The organism is Streptomyces candidus (genome assembly GCF_014207445.1).
GTDB lineage: Bacteria > Actinomycetota > Actinomycetes > Streptomycetales > Streptomycetaceae > Streptomyces > Streptomyces candidus.
In genome coordinates this window covers 270,603-294,711 of record NZ_JACHEM010000005.1, presented here as the reverse complement: position 1 = coordinate 294,711, position 24,109 = coordinate 270,603, and the positions used below count along the sequence as shown (strand labels likewise).

At 72.9% G+C, this 24,109-nt stretch carries 9 protein-coding genes; 7 read left to right on the top strand and 2 right to left on the bottom strand.

From position 1 onward, the window contains the following. Window positions 1-50: 50 nt before the first annotated feature. From HNQ79_RS12250 to HNQ79_RS12230, 5 genes are all read left to right on the top strand, one after another. Window positions 51-770, top strand: a complete 720-nt coding sequence (locus HNQ79_RS12250) for a phosphopantetheine-binding protein (protein ID WP_185029926.1) — start codon at window positions 51-53, stop codon at window positions 768-770. Continuing rightward, the gene (locus tag HNQ79_RS12245) at window positions 767-3,100 is read left to right on the top strand and encodes an SDR family oxidoreductase (RefSeq protein WP_185029924.1); all 2,334 of its coding nucleotides are present in this window, start codon (window positions 767-769) and stop codon (window positions 3,098-3,100) included. The genes HNQ79_RS12250 and HNQ79_RS12245 overlap by 4 nt, the downstream gene beginning before the upstream one ends. A 161-nt stretch (window positions 3,101-3,261) precedes the next feature. After that, window positions 3,262-11,967: a beta-ketoacyl synthase N-terminal-like domain-containing protein gene (locus tag HNQ79_RS12240; protein ID WP_185029922.1), complete on the top strand. Its 8,706-nt coding sequence runs from the start codon at window positions 3,262-3,264 to the stop codon at window positions 11,965-11,967. 77 nt (window positions 11,968-12,044) lie between these two features. Next, window positions 12,045-13,919: a 1-acyl-sn-glycerol-3-phosphate acyltransferase gene (locus HNQ79_RS12235; RefSeq protein WP_185029920.1), complete on the top strand. Its 1,875-nt coding sequence runs from the start codon at window positions 12,045-12,047 to the stop codon at window positions 13,917-13,919. Continuing rightward, entirely contained in the window at window positions 13,916-15,385 is a 1,470-nt protein-coding gene (locus tag HNQ79_RS12230) for an HAD-IB family hydrolase (protein ID WP_185029918.1), read from the top strand. The genes HNQ79_RS12235 and HNQ79_RS12230 overlap by 4 nt, the downstream gene beginning before the upstream one ends. A 1,036-nt stretch (window positions 15,386-16,421) precedes the next feature. On the opposite strand, the gene HNQ79_RS12225 is transcribed toward HNQ79_RS12230, so the two are convergent. Beyond that, a complete protein-coding gene (locus HNQ79_RS12225) occupies window positions 16,422-16,628 on the bottom strand; it encodes a hypothetical protein (protein WP_185029916.1) in 207 nt (68 codons plus the stop codon). A 163-nt stretch (window positions 16,629-16,791) separates the two neighbouring features. On the opposite strand from HNQ79_RS12225, the gene HNQ79_RS12220 reads away from it, so the two are divergent. Continuing rightward, a complete protein-coding gene (locus HNQ79_RS12220) occupies window positions 16,792-18,354 on the top strand; it encodes an alkaline phosphatase family protein (protein ID WP_373312537.1) in 1,563 nt (520 codons plus the stop codon). A gap of 296 nt (window positions 18,355-18,650) precedes the next feature. On the opposite strand, the gene HNQ79_RS12215 is transcribed toward HNQ79_RS12220, so the two are convergent. Further along, window positions 18,651-20,651 (bottom strand): putative Ig domain-containing protein, encoded by a 2,001-nt coding sequence (locus tag HNQ79_RS12215; protein WP_185029913.1) that lies wholly within the window; start codon window positions 20,649-20,651, stop codon window positions 18,651-18,653. Window positions 20,652-21,200: 549 nt separating this feature from the next. On the opposite strand from HNQ79_RS12215, the gene HNQ79_RS12210 reads away from it, so the two are divergent. Continuing rightward, window positions 21,201-24,101 carry a helix-turn-helix transcriptional regulator gene (locus HNQ79_RS12210; RefSeq protein WP_185029910.1) on the top strand — a complete coding sequence of 967 codons (2,901 nt, stop codon included), beginning with the start codon at window positions 21,201-21,203 and terminating at the stop codon, window positions 24,099-24,101. Window positions 24,102-24,109: the final 8 nt, after the last annotated feature.

The following is a 24,109-nucleotide window of genomic DNA, read 5'->3' as shown; positions in this document are numbered from 1 at the left end:
TACCGAGCCCATCAGCCCACGCCCCACGCACCACACCTCACGGAGCACTCATGACCTCCCTTTCGCACCGCAGCGCCTCCTCCTTCGCCCACGGCAACGACGCCCCGGGTGCCGCTCCCGAGGGCCACGAGGACTTGTCTGCCGTACTGCGCAGCCTGATCGGCCCCCTCACGCAGCTCCAGGAACACCACCGGACTTCTCTGACCGCCCTGGACCGGTTGCACACCCTCCTGGCGGAGGCCTCTGCCAGGAGCACGGCCTCTGCCCCGGTTTCCCCGGGCCGCGGTTCCCCGGCGGACACTCCGGATGCCACCCGTACCGCTTCAGCTGCGGATTCCCCGTCGGTGGGGCAGCCGCTGCCCGAGCCCGCGACCGCCTCCGCCGGATCCGGCGAACAATCCATGACACCGCCTCCCGGGTCCGCCTTCACCAATCCCGTGGCGCGCGCCGTCCCCGAGTCCCCCGCAGTGTCCGAAGCATCCACCCCGTCCGGACGAGCGAGCGGTGGCACGGATTTCACTCCGCTGCTCCTGTCGGTGATCGCCGATGTCACGGGCTACCCCGAAGAAGCACTCAGTCCGGACATGTCCCTGGAGGAGGAACTGGGCATCGACTCCATCAAGCGTGTACAGATCCTCGCGGTCGTCCGTGACCAGGTTCCCGGGCTGGACGACGCCAACGGGGCCGAGATGGCCCGGCTGCGTACCATCGCCGACGTCGCCCAGCGGCTCGGTGAGCTCGCCGGGGCTGCGAACGGGCAGGATTCGTGACCGACGACGGGGGGCGCGCCGCCCCGCACGCGTTGACGCGACTGGTTCTCGCGGCCCGTCCCCGGCAGTCGCCCGGTTTCGCTCTGCCGGGTCTGTCGCGTCGGGTGCTCGTCACCGACGACGGACGCGGGATCGCCGCGGAGGTCGTCGCCGCCCTCGTCGCCCGCGGTGTGCGGGCCGAGACGATGTGCGCCGGCCTGCCGTTCGACGAGGTGCCCCGGGACACCGGCTGTCTGATTCTGCTCCATGCTCTGCGTGGTCCGCGGCAGCCCGCCGAGGCCTCTCCCGAGCTGCACGGTGAGCTGCTGCGGCAACTGGGGCTGCTCACCCGCAGTCCGGCGGCGGTCGACTCCGTGGTGCTGGTCCACGACGGCGGCGGTGACTTCGGACTCTCGGGCCGTCAGGGCGAGGGCGCCTGGTTGAACGGTGCGGCGGCCCTCGCCAGGACCGCCGACCGGGAATGGCCGGACATCACGGTAAAGGCGGTCGACCTGCAGTGTGCCGGGCGCCCGCTCACCGAAGTGGGCCAGGCGCTCTGTCAGGAACTCCTCCTCGGCGGCACCGAGACGGAGGTGGCACTCGCCGCCGACGGCGAGAGGTACACGAGGGAATTCGTTCCGGCTCCGCCCGTCCCGGTGGACTCCGCAACGTCCGTCGACTCCCGTTCCTTCCTGGTGGTGACGGGCGGGGCACGGGGCATCACCGCGGACTGCCTCGCCGCACTGGCGGCGGGGCGTTCGCCCCGGTTGCTGCTCCTGGGCCGTACCGGTCTGGTGTCCGAGAACTCCCGACTCGCCGCACTGGATGACGAGCCTTCGCTCATCAGGGCCCTGCTGGAGTACGACAAGGCCGCGGGGACGTCCAGGCCGCTGCCGCAGGTTCGGGCCGCGGCCGCGCGCCTGCTCGCCTCGCGGGAGATCCGCGCCACGCTGCAGCGGCTGGAACGCGCCGGCGCGACCGTGCGGTACCGGACGGTGGACGTGCGCGACTTGGACGCGGTACGGGTGTGTCTGCGCGAGGCCAGGGGCGAATGGGGGCCGGTGACAGGTCTCGTCCACGCCGCCGGAGTGATCGCGGACAAGACGGTGGCGGAGAAGACTCCCGAACAGTTCGATCAGGTCTTCACCACCAAAGTGGCCGGACTGCGCAACCTCCTCGACGCCACCGCCAACGATCCGCTCAGGACCGTATGCCTCTTCTCGTCGGTCAGCGCCGTGGTGGGCAACACCGGGCAGAGCGACTACGCGATGGCCAACGCGGTCATGGACCATCTGGCCCCCCACCTCGCCAGGGAACACCCCGACGCCCATGTGGTGTCCATGGCCTGGGGGGCCTGGCGCGGCGGCATGGTGGGGCCTCGGCTGCAGGAGCACTTCACCGAGCAGGGAGTGGCGCTGATCCCCGTGCAGGAGGGGGCGCGTGCGTTCGCGGCCGAACTGGCCGCCGGGTCGGGTCCCGCGCACGTGGTGCTGGTCCCCGACGAACAGCAGGTGCGGTGCTGGGGCGAGAAGGCGCCCGCACACGATTCCGGGCCGGACCAGGGGGAGTTGACCGCCACCCTGCTGACTCATGGCACTCTGCAGCCCGAGTTGGCGGATCACTCCATCATGGGCCGGGTCATCGTTTCGGTGGCCACCGCCGTCGAGTGGATGGCACGCGCGGTGGTTCCGCCCGGAGATGCCGGCGGCCCCTTCGTTCTCAGCGACATCAAGGTGCAGAGCAAACTCGCGCTCGACCACTACCCCGGCGCCGAGTGGCTCAGTGTCCAGCGCTCGCCTGGCCCGGACGGGACGATCGCGCTGCGGCTCGGACGGCCCGACAGTCACCCCCAGTTCAGCGCGGTGGGTTCGGTCCGCGCCTCTGTGCCACGGGCGGCTCCGCGGGAGGCGCCCCCGCCCCCGGTGGGACCCACGCCCACGAACCGGCGCTTCCGGTACGACGGCACGAGCCGCTTCCACGGGCCCATGCACCAGGTACTGCAAGAGGTCGTGCACTGCGACCCGACCGGAGCAGAGGGCATTGTGCACGGGCTGCGGGAGATGGGCTGGGACGCCGCAGCGCCGTGGCGGACCGATCCCGCGCTGGTGGACGGCGCAGTGCAGCTGGCCGTGGTGTGGGGCGAGGAGGTCACGGGCCAACCCAACCTGCCCATGGCTGTGGACCGCTACGAGATGCACCGTCCGGGCCCGGCGCCCGGCCCGGTCACCTGTCGCGTGACCGCCCGCCGGGCCGATCGGATACGCGCCATCTGCGACGCCGTCCTGGTCGACGCCGACGGCGGACTGCGGGCGGCCCTGAGCGGAATCCAGCTCATCGTCCGGCCGCGGTGAGCGCGGGCCGGGGCTGAAAGTGCGCGCGGCAGGTCACGCACTCCTGCCGCCCTGCGACACGGCGAAAAGGGCGCCACGGGTTCCCCGTCAGTACGGCTCTGACGACGTCCCGCTACAGCTTCACCGGCTTCCCCGACTCCGCTCGACGAACGAGGCTTTTCATGCGCTTTTCACCGATCGCCATCGTAGGTCGCGGCTGTGTCCTGCCCGGCGCGCTGGATCCCGGCGCACTGTGGAGGACGGTGGTCTCCGGCGCTTCCGAGATCTCCCCACTCCCGCCAGGACACTGGGGCCTGGACCCCGATGTGCTGCTCTCCCCGGTCCGGCCGTCCCAGGACCGCGTCTGCAACCACGCGGGCGGTTACGTCCGGGACTTCGAGGAGGTCTTCCGCCCCGGCGAACTCGGGTGGAGCAACGACGAGGCGTCCCGTTTCTCTCCGCTGTTCCGGTGGACCGCGCATGCCGTCGGTGAGGCGCTGCGCGCCGTCCCAGGAGCGAGGGACAGCCCCCGAAGCGGGCTTGTCATGGGAAACCTCTCCTATCCGACCCTCGAATTCGCCCAGTTGGTCATGGACCGGCAGCGAACAGGACAGACCTTCGTGCGCACCCACGGCGTGCCCGTCGTCGATCCTCGCAATGCCTTCTGTTTCGGCCAGCCGGCCGTGCAGACGGCACGGTTGTTCGGGCTCGGCGCGGGAGCCCTCACGCTCGATGCCGCGTGTGCCTCCTCGCTGTATGCCCTCAAGATCGCCTGCGACCGGTTGCAGGACGACGAGGCGGACGTCATGGTCGCGGGTGGCGCGAGCGGCGCGGACAGCCTTTTCATCCACATGGGCTTCACCGCGCTCTCCGCGCTCAGCGTGCAGGGACAGAGCCGCCCGCTCGACCAGGCGGCGGACGGTCTGGTTCCCGCCGAAGGGGCCGCCTTCGTCACTCTGGTGCGATTGGCGGACGCCCTCGCCGGCAACCTTCCCGTACTCGGCATCGTCCGGGGTATCGGGTGGGCGAACAACGGCCGTCGTGGCAGTTTCGTCGCACCCAACGAAGATGTCCAGGCCTTCGTCATGCGCCAGGCCTATCAGCGCGCGGAGCTGGTTCCCGAGGACGTCGGGCTCCTGGAGTTCCACGCCACGGGCACCCCGCTGGGGGACAGCACGGAAATCCACAGCACGGCCCGCGTGTTCGCCGGCGCCACCGGCCTCCCCATCGGGGCGGCGAAAGCCAACTTCGGCCACACTCTGACAGCTGCGGGCCTGGTCGGACTGCTCAAACTGGCCGCTGCGCTGGAGGAGGGCGTCATCCCGCCGGTGTGCGGGGTGCGGACACCGTCCCGGGCTCTGCGCAACAGTCCCTTTCGCTTGCCGACCTCGCCCGAACCATGGAAAGGGCCGCGGTTCGCGGGGCTGAGCGCCTTCGGATTCGGCGGCAACAACGCACACCTCGTCCTCGAAGGCCCGCCCGCCCACCCGCCCGCGACTCCCACCGGAATCCCAGCGCGGACCCGCCCTCCGAGTACGGCGCACCGCACGGTCCCCGACGCGACCGACCACCCGCGCTTGCCCCAGCAGACAGGACCCTCCATGCCCACAGAGCCGGGCGATGCCATGCACACCGACCCTGAACACCCCACCGGCCGCACCCCGAACCCCTCCCCCACACGCTCGCACGTGACCCATGAGAAGCCGACGACCGGTGGCCGCCCGCAGGAGTTCGGGATCGCGGTGGTGGGCCTGGGCGCCCGTCTGGCGGGCGGCCGGTCCGTCGAGGACCTGGTACGCCGACTCGCCACCGGCGACCAACAGCGCACCACCCTCGCCGAACAGGTCGAACTCTCCCCCCAGGAACTCCACTTCCCGCCGGCCGACTACACCGGGGCCCTCCCCCATCAGGCACTGCTGATGGGCGCCTGTCAGGAGGCGACAGCCGGTCTGCGACTGCCCCGCGAGCGCACATTCGTCCTCGTGGGTGCGGAGGCTGCACCGGAAACCGCGAGTTTTCGGCAACGCTGGAACACGCTCTACGGAGACGACTCCGTCGTTGACAGCAGCGCGACCGCCGACACCGCCACCGACGCCGCAAAGGCAGACGCCCCGACGCCGGACCCGCTGACCGCCAATGCCGTGCTGCGGCATTCCGCGGCTACGCTCGCGAATCAGATCAACGTCTCACTGGACCTCACCGGGTGCGGTTTCGCGATGTCCGACCGGGAGGCATCGGGTCTGACGGCACTGCGTCTGGCCGCGCGTTCCATCCGTACGGGCGAGAGCGACGCGGCGGTCGTCGGGGCTGTGGCAATCCCCGACGAGCCGGTCCACCGCGATGTCCTCGCAGCACAGGGCCGACCGGCGCGCCCCGTCGACGCGGCCGTCGTACTCGTCCTGAAGCGCGCCGACCACGCCGCGCGGGACGGGGACCACGTACTCGCCCTGCTCTCCGACACTCCTTCGGCAGCCTCCCCGTCCCCGTTGACAGTGGGTGATGTCGCCGCACAGCAGGGTTCCGGGCGCACCGGCCTGAACGTGTCCGAGCTCGTCGGTCACGCGGACTGCGCGCACGGCCTGGTGTCGGTCGCGATCGCAGTGGTCTGCCTCGATCGCGCCACCCTGCCGCGGCCCGGCGCTCCGGCCTGCCCGTGGCTGGGGGAACGGGCGGCGGAGGTCGTGGTGCGGCCCGCTGAAGCGGCCGAGGCCCAGCGGCTGCGGTTGCGGGCCACGCCGTCCCCGCCGCGCGCCTGTCTCGTCGAGCAACCTCCTCGTCTGCACGTCTACCGCGGGTCCGGGCCGGCCTCGCTCGCGGACAACGCCTCCGCCTACCACGAGGGCGGGGACGGCCCCGCGCGTCTCGTCGTCCAGGCCCACGGGGAGGACCAACTGCGCGAGCGCGTGGGGGCGGCGTCCCGCTGGCTGCGCGAGGGCGGCGTGCGCCCGGTGGGAGTGCACTACCGGGAAAGGCCGTTGGAGGGCTCGGTCGCGTTCGTCTACACCGGAGGCGCGGCTTCGTACCCCGAGATGGGCCGCTCGCTGATGCTGGCCATGCCCCACTCCCTGCATCTGCTCGCGCAGCGCTGCGGCCGGCCGCTGGGGTCTTTGGTGCAGTGGCCGTTCGACCGGGTCGACACGGCGGAACTGTCCGCCATGCAACGGATCTGGGCAGCGACCACCCTGAGCGTGGTCCACACCTCCCTCACCCGGGACACCCTGGGTCTTCGCCCGCAGAGTGTCATCGGCTACTCCTCAGGGGCCACCAGCGCGCTGATCTCGCTCGGGTACTGGCAGCAACTGGGCCCGCTGATCGCCGATTCCGTCGCGGACCCCCTGTTCGCGGGTGCCCTCACCGGTCCTTGCAGCGCGGTACGCACCCAGTGGGGAAGGAAAGGGATCGCCGGTGAGCGCTGGGCCACCCACGTGGTGGGCGCCCCCCGCGAGCAGGTCGAAGAGGCGCTGGCAGGCGAGAAGGCCGTTCATCTCACCGCGGTCAACAGCCCGCAGAGCTGCACCATCGGTGGTGAGGAGGCGGGCTGCGACCGGGTGCTCGAACGGCTGCGGCCCCCGTACGCCTTCCGGCTGGAGTACGACATCGTCGCGCACGCCCCCGAGGTGAAGGAGGTCGCCGCCGAGTGGCGGACCTTCCACCACCGGCCGCTCAGCCCGTTGCCCGGCGTCTCCTTCTACGCATGCGCCACGGACACTCCCCAGATCCCGACCGCGGACTCCCTCGCCGACGCGCTGACCGCACAGGCCACCGGCACCGTGGAGTTCGCCGGCTCCGTGCTCGGCGCCTACGCGCGCGGAGCGCGTGTCTTCGTGGAGCACGGCCCCAAGCAGGTCTGTACGAACTGGATCGGCGAGACGCTGCGCGGCAAGGAGCACCTGGCGGTGGCGATGGACTCCTCCCCCGAGAACGCCGTCCCACAGGTCTTCGATGTCGCTGCGCAGTTGGTCGCGGCCGGCGTCGAGGTCGACCACGAAGCTCTGACACAACAGCTCTCCCCGCCGCCCACGCATCTCGCCGCGGCGGCCAGGACCATCCTCGTCTCGTCACGGACGACGCGTTCCCAGGTGCGGGAACGGGAGTCGTCGCGAGAGACGCGTTCCCAGGTACGGGAACGGAGGGAGGACCCCGGCCCGGAACAGAGCCACGCCCACGCCTCATCCGCCCCCCGCCCCCGGGAGGCCGTCCTCCGTCCCGCCTCGGCCACGGCCGGACCTGCTGCCGCGGCCGGGACCGTGCCGACCGTCGCTCCCGCGGCCCCGGTACCGCAGGCAACGCACTCCGCTGCACCGGACGCCACCTCGGCCGCACCAGACCGCCCGCCGACCGTCCTGTTCGACCGTGCCCAGCTCGAATACCTCTCCGAGAAGCCGGTGTCCCACCTGTTCGGGCCGCGTTTCCGTGCTCAGGACGGGCGGCGTCGGCAGACCAGGCTGCCCGCGCCACCCATGCTGCTGGTCGACCGCGTCACCTCCATCGAGGCGGAGCCCGCGTCCATGGGCACAGGGGTGATCTGGACGCAGACGGATGTCACCCACGACTCGTGGTACCTGGACCCCGCCGGGCGGATGTCTCCGGCACTGATGGTCGAAGCGGGTCAGGCGGACCTTCTGCTGATCAGCTGGCTCGGCGCCGACCTGGGCCCGGACGACGGCCGCGTCTACCGTCTGCTCGGCTGCGACCTCAGCTTCCACGGGCCGCTGCCCCGGCCCGGCGAAACCCTCACGTACCGCATCGAGATCACCGGGCACGCGGAGCACGCGGGCGTTCGCCTCTTCTTCTTCCACTACGACTGCTGGGTGGACGGCGAATTGCGCATCAGCGTGCGCAACGGGCAGGCGGGCTACTTCACCGACGCGGAACTGGAGCAGTCGACGGGGGTGCTGTGGCAGCCGTCGGAGCTGCCCCGCGCCGCACGGACAGGTCCGCTGCCGCCGACCGGGGACGCGGCACGGAGCTTCACGGCGAAGCAGGTGCGGGCCTTCGCCCAGGGCAGCCCCGCCGACTGCTTCGGCTCCGAATGGGACATCACGCGTACCCACCTGCGGACTCCGCGCATCAGCGGAGGCGGTCTGCAACTGCTCGGCGAGGTAACGGACTTCGCCCCGCGCGGCGGGCCCACCGGGGCCGGCTACCTGCGCGCGGAACTGGACCTGACAGAGGCCGACTGGTTCTTCGACGGGCACTTCCACGAAGACCCGTGCATGCCGGGCACCCTGATGCTGGAGGGCGGCTACCAGGCCATGGCCTTCCATCTGGCGGCCCTCGGCCTGACGATGTCGCGGGACGGCTGGCGCTTCGAGCCCGTCCAGGAAGAGACCGCGCGGATGCGATGCCGGGGCCAGGCGGTGCCCGCCAACTCGCTCCTGGTCTACGAGCTGTTCGTCACCGACTTCGACGAGGGGCCGGAACCAGTACTGCGCGCGGACCTGCTGTGCAGCGTCGACGGAAAGGCGTCCTTCCACGCGGCCGGCCTGGCACTGCGGCTGGTTTCCGACACGCCTCTCGACCACTGGCGCGGCCAGGCGCGCGCCCTGCCTTCCGCGCAGTGTCCTGCCATGCCGGTCGACCCGAACGAGCTCGCCCGGGTGGAGCCGGAAGGGGCGGCGTACGTACTGGACGGCACGCCCCTGGACCGCGAGTACATGCTGGGACTGGTCTGGGGATCGCCACGTCAGTACCTGGGGCCGGCCTTCGTCGGAGAGGACGACGGACGCAGGATCCCCCGCCTCCCCGGGCCGCCCTATCTGTGCATGGACCGCGTCGTCGCGCTGGGGGCGCAGGCCGCGCGACCGGTCGAGGGCAGTTGGGCGGAGGCCGAATTCGATGTGCGCGCCGACGCCTGGTACGGAAAGGAGAGCGGCGCGGCACTCCCCACCGCGATCCTCATGGAGGCCGCTCTGCAACCCTGCGGCTGGCTGGCCCAGTTCACGGGCTGTGCCCCCGACAACGGTCACGGTCTGTACTTCCGCAACCTGGACGGCGCCACCACCCTTCTCGAAGCCGTGCCCGAAGGCACACGGACACTGCGCACACGGGTCGAGCTCACCGGCCGCACCGTGGCCGATGAGATGGTGCTCACCTTCTTCACCGTCGAGTGCCTCGCCGACGGGGTGCCGGTGCTCAACTGCACCACCAGTTTCGGTTTCTTCCCGCCCGGCGCCTTCGAGTCGGCGGGTGGTCTGCCCGCTCCCCCCGCCCTGGACGGCGCGGAGTCACAGCCCGCGGAAGCACGTTCCGTGCCGGCCCCCGTTGACCTCACCACCCGCCCCGAGCAGTACTGCGGAGGCCCCCTGACGATCGGGCACAGCCGCCTGGTCATGCCCCAGCGAGTCACCCACCGCGACACGGCGGGCGGCGCAGCCGGGCTGGGCAGTATCCGTGGTGAGAAGGACGTCAGGGCCGACGACTGGTACTTCAGGGCGCACTTCTTCCAGGACCCTGTGCAACCGGGCTCACTCGGAGTGGAAGGCCTGTACCAGCTGCTCCGCGTCCTGCTGATCGACAAGGATTTCGGTGCCGGGATGCGCGCCCCGCGCTTCGAGGCGGCGGACATGGGCAAACCGCTGACCTGGAAGTACCGCGGGCAGGTGACTCCCGCGTCGCGTCGCGTCGTCTTCCGGCTGGACATCACCGAAACCGGTGAGACCGCCGGGGGACGGTACGCCGTCGCCAACGGCTGGCTCGGCGTGGACGGCGTGTGGGCCTACCGTGTGGACAACATCGCCCTGCGCGTGACGGACACCGACCCCCAGGCGCTGCCCCGCCACTTCAGCGCCCGGACACTCGACCCGGCCGTCGACACCTGGCTGGGCGACCACCGTCCCACCTGTGCCGACCCCGCCCTGCCCGCCACTGTGATCGCCGACATGCTGGCCTCGGCGGCCGAGAGGCACACCGGTCGCACCTGTCACTCCGTTGAATCCCTGGCGCTCGAACGCTGGGTGGTGCTCGACGGTCCGGTCCACCTGATGACGGAGGTGCGGGCCCGCCAGGACGGCACGACAGCGGAACTACTGGTGTGGCGTGACGCGGGGCGCCCCGCGCTCTCCCGGTACGAGCGGGTCGCCCGGGCCGGGATCCGGCACGAACCGCCTTCCCCTCCCGCAGCGCCGCCCCACCTGTCCGGCAGCCGACCGGTGCTCGGCTCCCCCTACACGGAAGGGCACCTCTTCCACGGTCCCGCGTTCCGCTCCCTGGTCGGACTGCGGTGGGGCGACACGGGAAGCAGCGGTGTGCTCGACACCCGCCGGTGCGAGGTGCCTGCGCGAACCCTGCATCCCGGCCTCCTGGACGGTGCGCTCCACGTCGTCCCCTTCCAGAAGCTGGAACTGTGGGACCCCCGGATCCCGCCCGGTCACGTCGGCTACCCCCGACACTTCCACCACCTGCGCCGTCACGCGCCCGTCCCGTCGCACGGCCCCCTGCGCACCGAGGCCCGGTACGCCGGGCTCGTCGACGACGACCCGCTGCGTCCGCTGCTCGACTTCTGGCTCTGCCAAGGCCGGAAGCCGCTGGTCACCATGCGACTGGAGCTACGGATGATGGGCCTGGGAAGGCTGGCCCCGCACGCCCCCGAGGACCGGCTGTCCTTCCTGCGCGGGGACGCCAACCTGCCCGGCGAGGGCATCAGCGAGGTGCGCGGCACCCACACCGTGCTGGCCGAGGACGACCTGCGGGCCCTCAACTGGTTTCCCCGTACGCTGACGCACGCCTTCGGCCTGGCGGACGACACCGACGACGGGGAACTGCCCTTCGCCATCGCCGTACGCGAACATGTCGCACGCCGCAGCGGAATCCATCCCCGGCTGGTGCACAGCGCCGCCCGCGCCCAGGCCCAGGCTCCGAACCTGCCCCTGACCACCCACCACCTCTCCGTACGGCGGCACGGCGCAGAGGTACGCGTGCGAGACGCGGCGCCCCCCAGCCTCGACCTGGCGCGACCGACCACCTGGTGGGCGGCGCAGAACGGCCCGGACTGGCCGGCCCTGGACCTCCTCTCGGCCCTGATCCACGGCTTCCTCGGCGGCATCTGCCTCTCGGACGAGGCGGCCCGGGTACCGCGGCCTCCGCACGGGCCCCCGGCGCCCGGCCGTATCTACGCCTGCGGACCGGACCACGAACCCGCGGCGTTGGTCCTGGCGGCGGCCAACTCCGCCCTGCGCGGACAGCAGACGCTCCTCCCCGCTCCTTCCCGCACCACTCGCGGGCTGCTGCGTCTGCTCTTCGACGGCCCGGGCACCCGCACCGATCTCCGCCGTTGTCCTTGCACGTCCCACACGGCCCCCCTGGAACGGCGGGCGCTGACCCACCTCGCGCACGGCGGCGACCTCGTGCTCCCCGCAGGCCTGGGACGGACCGGCCATGACGAGTGCGAAGCAGTGCTCACCGCTGCCGTCCGCGCCGGCGTCCCCGTGCACCCCGTGCACTTCCGGCCCGTGCACTCCGCCGACGGGGTGGAGGAACACGTCGCCGTGGGCGCCCTGCGGGTGACCGCCACGCATCACGTGGCCGCGGCCTGTCCCGCCGGTACGGTCCAGGACCTCCGGACGGGTCTGGCAGCCGCACTGTCGGCGCTCGCCCTCGTCCCCCCGCCTCCGGCCCTCGTCGTTTCCGCCGCGCTGGACGACGCCCGGGCCCGCGCCACCCGACATCCGGCGTACACCGGCATGGATCCGGACGACGCACTGCTGCTGGCGCTGGTCCGAGGGCTGCCGAGGCCGCGCGGAACCTTCGAGACCCTGCTCACCGCCGACACGCCCGTCTCCGACACGGCATGGGCGCGCGACGTCCGCAAGCGCTTCTCGTCGGCAGCGCGAACCGCTCGCGAGAGGTGCCGGCACGTACATCGCCGAACCGTCACGGAACCGGTGTGACGCGCACCGGCCACACCCCCCTGACCGCACGCCGGAGGGGTCTCACGACCTCACCCGGCAGACAGGAGAAGCAGCACATGTTCCGACGCCGCCGCTCGACCGAGGTAGCCACCGTTCTGCGTCATCCTCACGCACCCCGCGAGATCCTCGCATTGGCACAGCGCACCGGCGTCGACGCCGCGATGGCACGCCGTCGCGTGCGCCGGTGTCTGCGCGAGATGGTCGCCGTTCGCGGGACACCCTGGACCGGCCTCTTCACACGCGTCATGTGCCGTGCGCTCATCCCCTCCTGGAAGGTGAACATCCTTGAGGAGGACCGGCGGATGCTGCTGGGGCCGGCGACGACGGACACCTGTCTGATCTTCCTCCCGCAGCACCGCGCGTACACCGATCCGCTCTTCGTGTCGCTGGCTCTGCGCGACATCGGCAGGCCCCGGCCCCTCTGGTTCGCGGGTGACAACCTGCGGCTTCCCCTCATCGCCTCGCTCGCCGCGCGCGCCGGCGTGGTGTTCCTGCGCCGCTCCTCCCCCGGCGACGAGGACTACCGCAGCGCGCTCCGGCTGTATCTGCGGCACCTCATCGACAGGGGCGAGACCCTGGAGTGGTACCAGGAGGGCGGCAGATCGCGGACGGGGCTGCCGGGTCCTCCCCGGCACGGGCTGCTGGAGCACACCCTGGCCGCGGTCCGCGACATGCCGGGGAGCAAGGTCCGGCTCGTTCCTGTCGCCCTGTCCTTCTCCTCCCTGCCGGACGCGACCGCCCTCGCGAGGGAGGGAAGCGGCCACGCCAAACAGCCCGAGTCCTGGCGCTGGTTCCTGGGCTATCTGCGGGCACAGCGGCGCACCCGGGGCGTGGTGCACGTGCGGTTCTCGGCCCCGCTGTCGGTCGACGACTTCGTCAAGCACGGAAGAGGGTCCCATTCCGGGCCGACGGCCGCCCGCATCATGGCGCGCGAGGTGAGCCGTGCGCACTGCCGGGTCACTCCCGTCAGCGGGCAGACCGTGGTCGCTCTCGCCGTGTCGGCGGCGGGGCACTGGCCCACGACGGCACAGGTGCACCAGCGGGCGCAACCCCTCCTGGACAGCCTGGAACGGTCGGGTGCACCGACTCTCGGCACCGAGGACCTGCGCACCGAACAGGGAGTACGCAGGGCCCTCCTGTGTCTGCGGGACGTCGGAGCGGTCTCGCTGATGGGAACCGGCGCATCCTGTGCAGAGAACAGAGAGGAAACGGAGAACTGGCGAGGGCTGCCCCCGGTGCTCCGCGCTCACGTCCGCGAGCACCGCGCGGTGGCCACTCTGTACCGCAACCAGGGCATCCACTGGCTGTGGCCGCGGGCGGCGGCCGAGGTCGCCGCCCTCCGGGCCGCCCGCGTGACACCGTCGGACGCCTGGGACACAGCCGTGCAGGAATTGCGCAGCGTCCTGACGGCGGCCGCACGCGGTACCGGACTGGGCGTCGAGCCGAGCCTGCTGGCGACCGGGGTGGTCGAGCTGAAGCGGCTCGCCACACCCGTGGACGGCACCGATGAGGGCCCGTGGACGTTCCCGACGCCCCTCGCTCCCGCGGAAACACTCATCGCCCCCGACGTCCTGTCCGACGCGTCGGCGGGTCAACTCGTGGCCTTCCGGGAACTGGCCCGAGAACCGGACAGCCGGGCGGTGGACCCAGACGTCGTGCTTCCGCGCATACTGGCTCGCGTCCGCAGCACGGGCAGCGCCCTCGGAGGCTCGTCCCTCGTCCCCCCGCACGCGCCGGGCTTCTACCAGTCCCTGCTCCTGGACGCCCGCCGTTCGGATCTGCTGGAGCCGGGCATCGAAGCGGCGCGCAGGCGCCGGCACTTGCACACCGAGGCCGGACAACTCCATGCCGACCTGGTGACGCTCGCGCTGATCCGCCGGACCTCGAAGCCGCCCCAGGTTCCCGAGCAGCCCGACGGCGGTCGGCCGTGACGACCGGGACGCCCGCTCTGGCCATGCGTGAACTGCTGGCCGACATCGACAACTCGCCGCCCGGGCCGGCGACCGGAGCCTACTTCGACTTCGACGGCACTCTGATCCGCGGCCACTCCTCCATGGCGTTCTGCGTCAACCGTCTGCGCCACGCGGAATGGCCCGCCGAAGCCTGGCACGCCCTCACCTCGGCGCCGCCGCACCGTATCGCCGCCGACCTGTGGCGGGCCCGGTCCGGGGTCGAGACCTGCGCTGCGGCCCGGTTGGCAGCTGCGGCGGCTGCGTGCTGGCACGGACGCACCGAGGACGAACTGGGCATGCTGAGCGAGCGCGTCTACCGGGAGGAGATCGCGCCGAAGATCGACCGCGACATGTGGGCCCTGGTACGCGCCCACCAGGCCAAGGGGCACTCGGTGTGCGTGGCGACCGCGGCGAGCTCCGCGCAAGTGGCGCCGCTGGCGCACGCGTTGGGCGTCTCCGAGCTTCTCTGCACACCGGTTCCCGTGGTCGACGGACGGGTGGTCACCGACACCCTGCCCACCATGTGCTCCGGGGCGGACAAGCTGGCCGCCGTACGTGCGCACGCCCGGCGCCACGGCATCGCGCTGTCGGACAGCTACGCGTACTGCGACGGTTACGAGGACATCCCCCTGCTTCAGGCGGTCGGCAGGCCCAGAGTGGTGCGTGCCAGGGCAGCTCTGGCCGCCGAGGCCGGCAGACAGGGCTGGCCTTCCGCTCTGGTCGGGCGGCCCCGTGACTCGGTTCTCGACAAACTGAGAGCGACGGCGGGGGCCGCCGGCGCGGCAACGGTCTCTCTCGCAGGGGCCCTTGCCGCCGCAGGCGCGGGCTGCGAGCCGCGTGCCGTCGTTTCGAGGGCCGTCCGCCTGGGCAGCGCCCTGATCCTTCGGGCCGCCGGGGTCGAGGTAGCGGTCCGGGGCGGACATCGACCCGCCCCGGTGGGGCCCGCCGTCTACGTCGCCAACCACACCAGTCCACTGGATGCGGTCGTCCTGGCACGTCTCATCGACGGGGACTGGTGCGCCGTGGTGAAACGGGAGCTGGGCGACGTCCCCGTGCTGGGTTCCTGTCTGAGATTCGCGGACACCCTGTTCGTCGACCGGAGCAGACCGCTTCAATCGGTCGACCTCCTGGACCGAGCTGTCGAGCGCCTTTCCTCGGGCCGCTCCGTGCTCGTACTACCGGAAGGGACCAGGGCGTTGACCCCGGATGTCGGGCCCTTCCGGAGCGGCGCCTTTCACATGGCGGCCCGTGCCGGTGTTCCAGTGGTTCCCATCGCGATCCACAACGCCACCGATGTGATGGCGAGATCGGGACTGACCCTGCGGCCGGGCACGATCGAGGTCACCGTCCTGCCTCCGGTCGACACCCGGGGCTGGGATCCGGCGAAGATCCGCACCGAGGCGGACCGTGTGCGTCAGTCGCTCGTAGAGGCCCTGCGCGCCTGACGACGCTCGACGGGATCGGGAGCCAAAGAGCCGCTCCGCTCCGCCTTTCCCACCTCCCTCTCGCGTACCGCATGGGGAGCCCGTTGGACCACACAGGAGGCACAGGTGTTCATGCGCGGCCGCAGCCCTCTTTTCTGGCTACTCACTCTCACCAGTCTCTACCTCATTCTCACCGTCCCGGAAGCATTCGCCGAGGCCACCCAGAACCTCTTCAGGGGCTTCGTCGATTTCCTTCGATCCGCCCGGCGCTTCTTCGAACACCTCAGCTCTTGAGACGAGTTTCTGAGACCACCCCGAACAGAGGGACACCCATGTCCGTACGACAGATGCTCACCGCTTTCGTGGTTTCCCTGGCCGGTCTGCTCACCGCTGTGGGTTATCGGATTCAGCACTCGCCGCCGCCCGCCCCGCACGGCGTCACCGTGCTTCTTCCCACGGTGGCGAGTACGCAGGGCCCGCCCCTGTGGCTCCCAGTGCCCCCTGAGCAGCCGTCGGAACAAGCGCCGTCTCCCACCGGGGGCCCTGTCACCTCGGCCGCTCCGCCCTCACCGACGGCCCTCCCCCTCCCGCGGGGCTCCTCGCCCACCGCACCCTCCCTCCCGGCTTCAGAGTCCGCCGTGCCCGGCGGGCCGACGCCCGATGGCGACTGTGAGCCGGCGAGCGTGCGCACCCCCGCACACACCGAGGATCCGGGACGGACATCCGCGTCCGCCGAGGATCCGTCGGAAGCAGCACCGAGGCCCTCCGGGTCGCCGCGGGAGAACATCGGGGACGCGTTCACAGCGGAGTCCGACCTCACCGGAGCGCGCCGGGGCTCCGCGACGGCCTGTCCCGAAGGCTCCGAGGTCGGCGTCCTGACGCCGTCTGCCTGCCGAACGCCACCCCCCTGCCCGTCCGCCCCCTCCGCTCCTGTCGCATACCCCGTCGGCGAAACGGCCCAGTCCCACTCGGAGTTGCCCCGCAAGCGCCCCCTCCGGGGCCTGCAGGGGAAGACCGGTTCACCTGCGAGTGGGGGGTTGCCGTCCGACGACCACCATCAGTAGCCGTCCAGGACGACCGCGACGCGGACCCGGTGGGCACGGCTGGCGGCGGCAGGCGGCGCGCTCGCGCTCGTTCTGGCCCTGGCGGGATGCGGGGGAGACGGCGGCGCTCCGGCGGCGAGGACGCCGTTGATGGCCGTGTTCAGCGGCGCGGCCACGTGCCCCGCCCCCTCCCCGTCGTCCTCCGGAAGCGTTCCGGACACCGTCCGGCAACCCCCCACCCGGACAGTGCACATGAGGCGTCCCGACCGCGGTGCCGCGATCGACGGGTCATGTTCTCCCGCGCGCGCGGGTGCGCCAAGGAGGGGCGGGCCGGTCCGCGGCTCCCCCTGTTCCACGGATCCGTCCACGGAGGACCACGTGCACATCTATCCGTCCCGCTCCGCGCGTCGCAGTGCCCTCACGGTGGCCGTCGCCGCGGGCGCGCTGCTGGCGGGCACCGTCCATGCGGGCGCGGCCCCGACCTCGGCGACCGCAGCAGCCTCCGGTGCCGCCAACTCCCCTGCCGCGGAAGCGGACAGGAACAAGGTTCTGGTCATCGGCCTCGACGGCGTCGTCCTCGACCGGCTGAAGGCAGCCCGCGCACCGCACCTCCAGGGGATCATGAGCCAGGGTCTCACCGCCCGCAGCTCGCTCTACGCCCAGCCGATGGCCGCCACCTCCTCGGGCCCCGGCTGGTCGACGATCGCAACCGGTGTGTGGCCCGACAAGCACGGAGTGCGGGACAACTCCTTCACCGGCAAGCAGTACGGCACCCATCCCGACTTCCTCACCCGGATCGAGACCGCGAACCCGGCGCTCAACACCTACGCGGCCGCCGACTGGGAGCCCATCACCTCCAGCTCGCAGAACGGCCCGATCTTCTCCGCTCAGGTCGACAAGCGGCTCAACCTCAAGGGCGACGCGAACGGCTACCGCTCCGAAGACCCCAAGATCGCCTCCGCCGCGGCCGGCGAGCTGCGGAACGGCAACCCGGATGCCGCCTTCGTCTACCTCGGCGAGGTGGACGAGGCCGGTCACGCCTCGGGGGCCGCCGGTCAGGCCTATCTCGATGCGATCGCACGGGTGGACGCCCTGGTCGGGCAACTGCTCACGGCCGTCACCTCCCGCCCGACGTACGGCCAGGAGAACTGGAAGATCCTCGTCACCACCGACCACGGCCACACCGCCGGTGGCGGCCACGGCGGGTCCTCCGCCGCCGAGCGCGCCACGTTCGTTCTCGCCAAGGGCGCCGGCATCGCGGCGGGTTCGGTACGCACCGACGTGAAGCTCGTCGACGTCGCCGCCACCGCGCTCGACCACGTCGGCATCTCCGCGGCGGCCGTGGACGGCACCCCGCTGAGGGCCGCCGACGCGGACGTGTTCGACACCGTTCGGCCGTCGCTGCGGTCCCGCGTGGACGAGACGGGCATCGGCACGGACGTGAAGGGCTTCACTCACACGGCACCGGCCGGCTGGTCCGTCGACAACTCGCGGATGGGCACGGGCGGTGTCGCCGAGTGGCGCGGCTGGGCGTTCGCGACGGACGAGTTCTGGTCACAGTCCCAGCGCGACCAGTGGCGTGAGCTGAACGTCCGTTCCCGTGACGTCTTCGCCGTCGCGGACTCCGACGAGTGGGCCGACAAGCCCTTCACCGGCTCGTACGATTCGACGCTGATCGGGCCCAAGTGGGCGGTCACCGGCGGCACGAGCCGGACGCTGCGGTTCCAGAGCCACTACCGGCACGAGTCCGGTCAGCGGGCCGAGGTCGGCGTGTCGTACAACGGCGGGCCGCAGACGGTCGTCAAGAGCTACACGGCCGACGCGACGGCCGCGTCGGAGAACATCACGCTCCGGGTTCCGGCCGGCGCGACGGACGTCCAGGTGCGGTTCCGCTACTCGGGCAGCAACAACTGGTACTGGGCGGTGGACGACGTACGACTGGGCTGAGTCCCGTCGGTGGCGCACCCGTAGGGCACGGCGTACGGGGGCCCGGTCCCGGAAGAGGCTTGTCTTCCGGGGCCGGGCCCCTCGGTATGTCCCGGCGCCCGCGCGACCGGCCCGTCGTCCCCGGCGGGAGACGGCGGGGGCCCGCGGAAGCAGCGTGCGGTGGCTCATGGCACGTGCCGGCCTCCGCGGCGCGCGGCGAGCCGGCCGGGCGAGCCGGCCACCGCGGGAGCGGGACGGACGGAGGTGCGCCGCCCCGTGCCGGCGCACCTCCGTCCGCCCAAATCCCCGACGCGGACTCAGGACCAGACGGTGAAGGTCACGGTGACCCGCGAGGACCTGCCCGCGGCGTCGGTGACGGTGAGGACCGCGTTGCGGGAGCCCCAGGTGGTGGGGGTGCCGGAGACGACACCCGTGCCGGTGGCGATGGTCAGGCCGGGAGGCAGGTTGGCGGCCGTGAAGGAGTACGGGGCGGTGCCGCCGGTGACCGTGAGGGGCAGCCGGACCGGGCGGCCGACGTAGACGTTCTGGTTTCCGGGGTGTGCCAGGACCGGGGTGGTGCCGCTCGCCGGGGCGATCGTCCAGCTGAACGAGGCGGTCGCGGTCCTCCCCGCGGAGTCGGTGACCTTGGCGGTCACCTGCGAGGTGCCCGCGGTGGCGGGTGTTCCGCTGACGACGCCGGTGGCGGGGGCCAGGGACAGCCCGGCGGGGAGGCCGGTCGCGGAGTAGGTGTAGGGGGTGCTGCCGCCGTCGGCGCGCAGGATGAGGCCGGTGCCCTTTCCGACGGTCCCGTGCTGGCTGGCCGGTGCGGCGAGCGTGAGTTCCGCGTGGGTCGCGGTGACGGTCCAGGTGAAGGAGGTGCTGCCCTTCCTGCCCGCCGAGTCGGTCGCCGTGACGGTCACATTCGAGGTGCCGACGGCGGTCGGGCCGCCGGTGACGGTGCCGGTGGCCGCGGCGATGGCCGTCCCCGCCGGGAGACCGGTCGCGCTCCAGGTGTAGGGGGCCGTGCCGCCTTCCGCGCTGTTGCGTATCTCGGTGGCCGTGCCGACGACGGTGCTGCGGTCGCTGACCGCGGCGACGGTGACGTTCCCCGGCTGCGGGGTGGACGTCACCAGGCCCGCGCCGAACTTCGTCAGGGCCTCGTTGACCGGCTGGAAGATGGTGTACTTCTCTCCGGTGCCGCCGCTGCACGTGGCGCTGCCGCCGCCCGAGTGCAGGCCCACCGCCTTGCCGCCGGTGCCGGTGACGTAGCTGCCGCCCGAGTCGCCGCCGGCGGAACAGGCGCTGGAGTAGGACAGTCCGTCGATGACGACGTTGCCGTAGTCCACACTCTGGTTGACCTTGGTGACCTCGCCGCAGTGCAGGCCGGTGGTCTGTCCCGACCGGCAGACGGACGCGCCGACGACCGCCTCGGCCGAGCCGGTGACGGGAATGTCGCCCTTGCCCCAGCCGCTGACCACGCCGGAGAGTTCCCATCCCGACTGGTCGACGTCGACGATGCCCATGTCGCCCTCGCGGGCGTTGACGCTGCCTGCGCCGTTCTTGTTGGAGGTTCCGACGCGGGTGCCGTCCCTGCCGTAGGCGGGCTGGTTGAGGTCGTTCGTACAGTGCCCGGCGGTCAGGAAGGCCTTGGCGCCGCCGCTGGTCCGGGTGACGGAGAAGCCGGTCGAGCAGGGGCTTTCACTGCCCGGCACCCACTTCTCGCCGCCGCGCACCTCACCGCCCTGCTGGCGGGGCACGTCGGCGGACTCGGTGACGCGGACGAGGTCGCCGTACGCCGCGAGCCCCGAGAGGAACTCCGACGTCGCCCGGTTGGCGGTGCGCCGGTCGACCTCGACCACGATGCGGCCGGTACGCGCGTCGGGGCCCCAGGACAGGACACCCGGCGCGGCCGCCGCCCCACTGGAGAGGGCGCGGAGCGCCTCGTCGGCGGCGCGGCGGGAGTGGGTGGCGCGGTGGGCGACGGCCCCGGCGGCACGTACCGCGGCGGCGTCGGCCTCGGTACTGACGGCGGCATGCAGTCTGCCGTCCGCCGCGTCGAACCAGAGACCCGCGACCCGGTCGCCCACCCGGACCCGTACCGCGGTCGCGGCACGGGCCGCTCCGGCCTCCCGGTCGATGCGCGCACGCAGCCCCTCCGGGGAGAGGTGCAGGTCGCGCATCATCGCTTCCTGCACGTCGCGCGGTACGGGCAGGGGGTCGGCCGCGGATCGGGCGTGGGCGGGAAAGGAGCCGAGCGCCGCGAGTGCGGCACAGGCCGCGACGGCGGCCGTCACGGCCCGGTGGGGGAATGCACGCATGAGGGGGAGCCCTTCTGCTGGGGAGCGTTGGCCCGGAAGGGGCGGCCGCGGCAGGGGGCCGCGACATCCGTACCCGGGGCCGTGCCGTCACGGCCGGAGCGTGGAAGCCCGGAAGGCCGCTGGGGAGTCGACGGTTCCGGCCCCGGATGGCCACCACAGTGCGGGTCGGGCCGGGCGGCGTACATCGGGGAAATCCCCTGCCGTGGGGGCGAGTCGAGCCCGCGCGTGCGGAGGCGGGGACAGCGGTGGGCGGGCGCGCACGCGGACGGCGTGACTCGCGCCTCCGCACCGGACGCGGCGGACCGCCGCCGGCGACGTCCATGGGTGATACGGCGCGCAGTCGGCGTCAAGGGCGGTGCGGCCCGCCGCCCCCGTGTGCGGCCCCTCCTCCACGGACCCCCACGCCCGCACGCGGGCGCCCTCCCGGACCTCTTGCGCCTCTCGGGCCCCCCACTGCGCCCTGGACCACCACCAGGGATAACCCTTGTCGCCACCCCGCACCCCGTCGCCGGCGTTGTCTCCGCCCCTCCGCACGCCTACCGTGCCCGGATGACCAGCCCTCCCTGGCCGGCGTCGGCCGCCGACGAGCCCGACCACGCCTGGCGGGACGCCCTGTGCGAGGCGCGGAAACTGCTCGACCGGCACGGACGGCTCGCCGTCACCGGTGCCTGGGGCACGGGCAAAAGCACGCTCCTCGACGCTCTCGCCGGTTCTCTGCCCGACCGTCCGTCCCTGCGCATCCGCGCCGTGCCCGGCGACCAGGACCTGCCGTTCGGCGCGCTCACCCAACTCCTGGGCTCCCCTTGCGTCAACGCCCGTGACCTCGTCCCCGACTCCGTCCCGGCCACCTCCTTCGTCACCTCCCCCGCCGTCCCCCCGTGCCCCCTCGTCCCCACCACCTCCTTCGGCCCGGTGACGGATGTCGAGCGGAGCCTCCGCGCCCCCGGCCCCCTCCCCCACCGCGTTCCGGCCACCGACCTCGAACCCGGTGCCCCGGCAGGCCCCGCCAGGACCGGCGATCCGCGGCTCGCGATGCGGCTCGCCCTCACCCGCGTTCTCGGGAGCGCGCGACCGGTGCTCCTGCTCGTCGACGGCGCCGAGTGGCTCGACGCCGCCAGCGCACAGACCCTCGCGCACGTGCTGGGCACGTTGCCCGCCGGGCGGCTCGCCGCGGTCGCCACCGAGCGCACGACCGCGTTCCCGCAGGCCGCGGCCCGGCTGCTCGGAGGCCACCCGCCGGTGTTCCCGCTGCGCCCCCTCACGGTCACGGACACCGCGGAACTGCTGGGGCGGCGTGCGCTGCCCGCCCGGTGGGCCGCCGGTGTGCACGGGCACTGCGGCGGACACCGCGCCCTGACGGAGGAGTACCTGCGGGCCGCGGCGCAGGATCCCGCGCGGTACGGACCGCAGCGGCCGCCCGCCGCGGTGCGGGACCGCGCGGAGGTCTGGCTCTCCCTGCTCCCCGGCGGGGTGCGTACGACGTTGCGTGCGGCGGCCCTGGTGCACCGCCCGAACGTCGCGCTGCTGCGGGACGCGGGGTGTCCGGACGCCGAGGACCACCTCGGGCACGCCGTCGCGGCCGGGGCGGTGAGTGCGCCGGACCCGTACGACCTCGTCCGGTTCACGGCGGGGGCACTCGCCGAGGCCGCTGCCGCCGCCGGCACGTCGGCAGAACGCGCCGGCGTCCACCGGGCCCTGGCGGACGCCGTCCCCGACCCCGTACAGCGGGCCCGTCACCTCGCCCTCGCCCGGCACACCGCTGACACGGGCACCGCCCAGGACACCGACGACGCGTCCGCCGTCGCACGCGCGGACGGCGACCGGCAGCTGGCCGCCGAGCTGCTCCTGCTGGCGGCCCGGCTCACCCCCGCCGACCGGGCGGCTCTGCGCCTGGACCGGCTGGCGCGTGCGGCCGATGACGCGTCGGCCGCCGGACGGCCGGACCTCGCCCGGCAGGCAGCCCGCGCACTCGACTCGGGCCGCGCCGGGCGCGGCCGGCGGGTGCGGGCACTGCTGGCGGTCGTGGACGCGCAGGGGCAGGACCTCTCCGACCTGGAGACCGACCTCGCCGAGGCCAGGCGGCTGGCCGACGGCGACCCCGCTCTGCTCGCCGCCGTGGAACTGCGGGCGGCGATCGGCGCCAACGTCACCCAGGGCGTCGCGGCTGTGGCGCTGCACCACGCGGGCACCGCCGCCGCCCTCGCCGCACAGGCGCGGGACGTGCCGTTGCAGGCCGCCGCCCTCACCATGCGGGCCCGCACGGAACGCCTCTGCGGGCGCCACGACGACGCCGAGCGCACCCTCGTCCGGGCGCTGGCGCTCGCCGTACCGCCCGGCCGCATCGGCATCCGCAACAGCCCCGAGTACCTGGCGGCCCGGCACGCCCTCTTCGACGACCGTCTGCGGGCGGCCCGCGCCCAGTTCCTGGCCCTCCTGCCTCAGGCAGGGCGGACGGGCGGGGCCGAGGACCTGGTGGACCTGTGGCGCAGTCTCGCGGAGGCGGAGGTCCGGCTCGGCTCCTGCGCCGCCGCGCTGCAGTGGGCCCACCGGGCGCTGGAACGCACCGCGGGCGCGGGCCTCTCGCCCGGCCCGGCCTGGTACACGGCCGCTGTCGCGCACAGCCACGGCGGCTCCTTCTCGCAGGCCAGGCAGTACGCGCTCCAGGCCGTCCGCGCGTCCCGCGAGGAGCACGACAGCATCCACACGGCCCGGGGGCTGTGGATCCTGGGGGCGGTGCACCTGCACACCGGCGACGCGGAAAGCGCGGCCGTCGCGCTGGGTGAGGTCGCGGATCTCGAAGCGGCCGGTGACGCGGCCGACCCGGGAAGTCTGCGCTGGCAGGCGGACGCGGTCGAGGCCCTGACCGCGGTCCGCAGGGAGGGGGAGGCCAGGGCGCTGCTGGAGGCCGCGCACGCCGGGGTCGGCACGCACGACCGGCACGCGGGTCTGCGGGCGGCCCTCACCCGGGCCCGGGCCGGCTGTGTGCGCGCGGCGGGCCGTACCGACGAGGCTGCCGAACTCCTCGACGACGCGGCCCGGTCGTTCGCCGCCCTGGACATGCCGGTCGAACAGGGGCGCACCCTGCTGGCGCGCGGGCGGCTGGAACGCGGCCGGCGCAGGCAGGCGGCGGCCCGTACGGCGTGGCAGCAGGCCCGGGAGGTGTTCCGCGAGGCGGAGGCCGCGCCGTGGCTCGCGCTGGCGGAGGCCGCCCTGGAACGGCTCTCCGGTCACCAGCAGGCCGCCGCGCAGAGCCCGGCCGGTCTGCTCACCGAGAACGAACGCAGACTGGCGGCCCTGATAGGGCACGGCGCGACGAACCGGCAGGCGGCGGACCGGATGTACGTCTCGGTCAAGACGGTCGAGTCCATGCTCAGCCGCATCTACCGCAAGGCCGGGGTCCGGTCCAGGACCCAACTGCTGACCCGGCTCACGCAGGGCCCGCCACTGTGATGTTCCGC

Excerpts from the sequence above, each read along its gene's own strand:
- HNQ79_RS12250 (WP_185029926.1), top strand. The coding sequence starts at position 51 with ATGACCTCCCTTTCGCACCGCAGCGCCTCCTCCTTCGCCCACGGCAAC.
- HNQ79_RS12215 (WP_185029913.1), bottom strand. The coding sequence starts at position 20,651 with ATGCGTGCATTCCCCCACCGGGCCGTGACGGCCGCCGTCGCGGCCTGT.
- HNQ79_RS12210 (WP_185029910.1), top strand. The coding sequence starts at position 21,201 with ATGACCAGCCCTCCCTGGCCGGCGTCGGCCGCCGACGAGCCCGACCAC.
- HNQ79_RS12235 (WP_185029920.1), top strand. The coding sequence starts at position 12,045 with ATGTTCCGACGCCGCCGCTCGACCGAGGTAGCCACCGTTCTGCGTCAT.
- HNQ79_RS12240 (WP_185029922.1), top strand. The coding sequence starts at position 3,262 with ATGCGCTTTTCACCGATCGCCATCGTAGGTCGCGGCTGTGTCCTGCCC.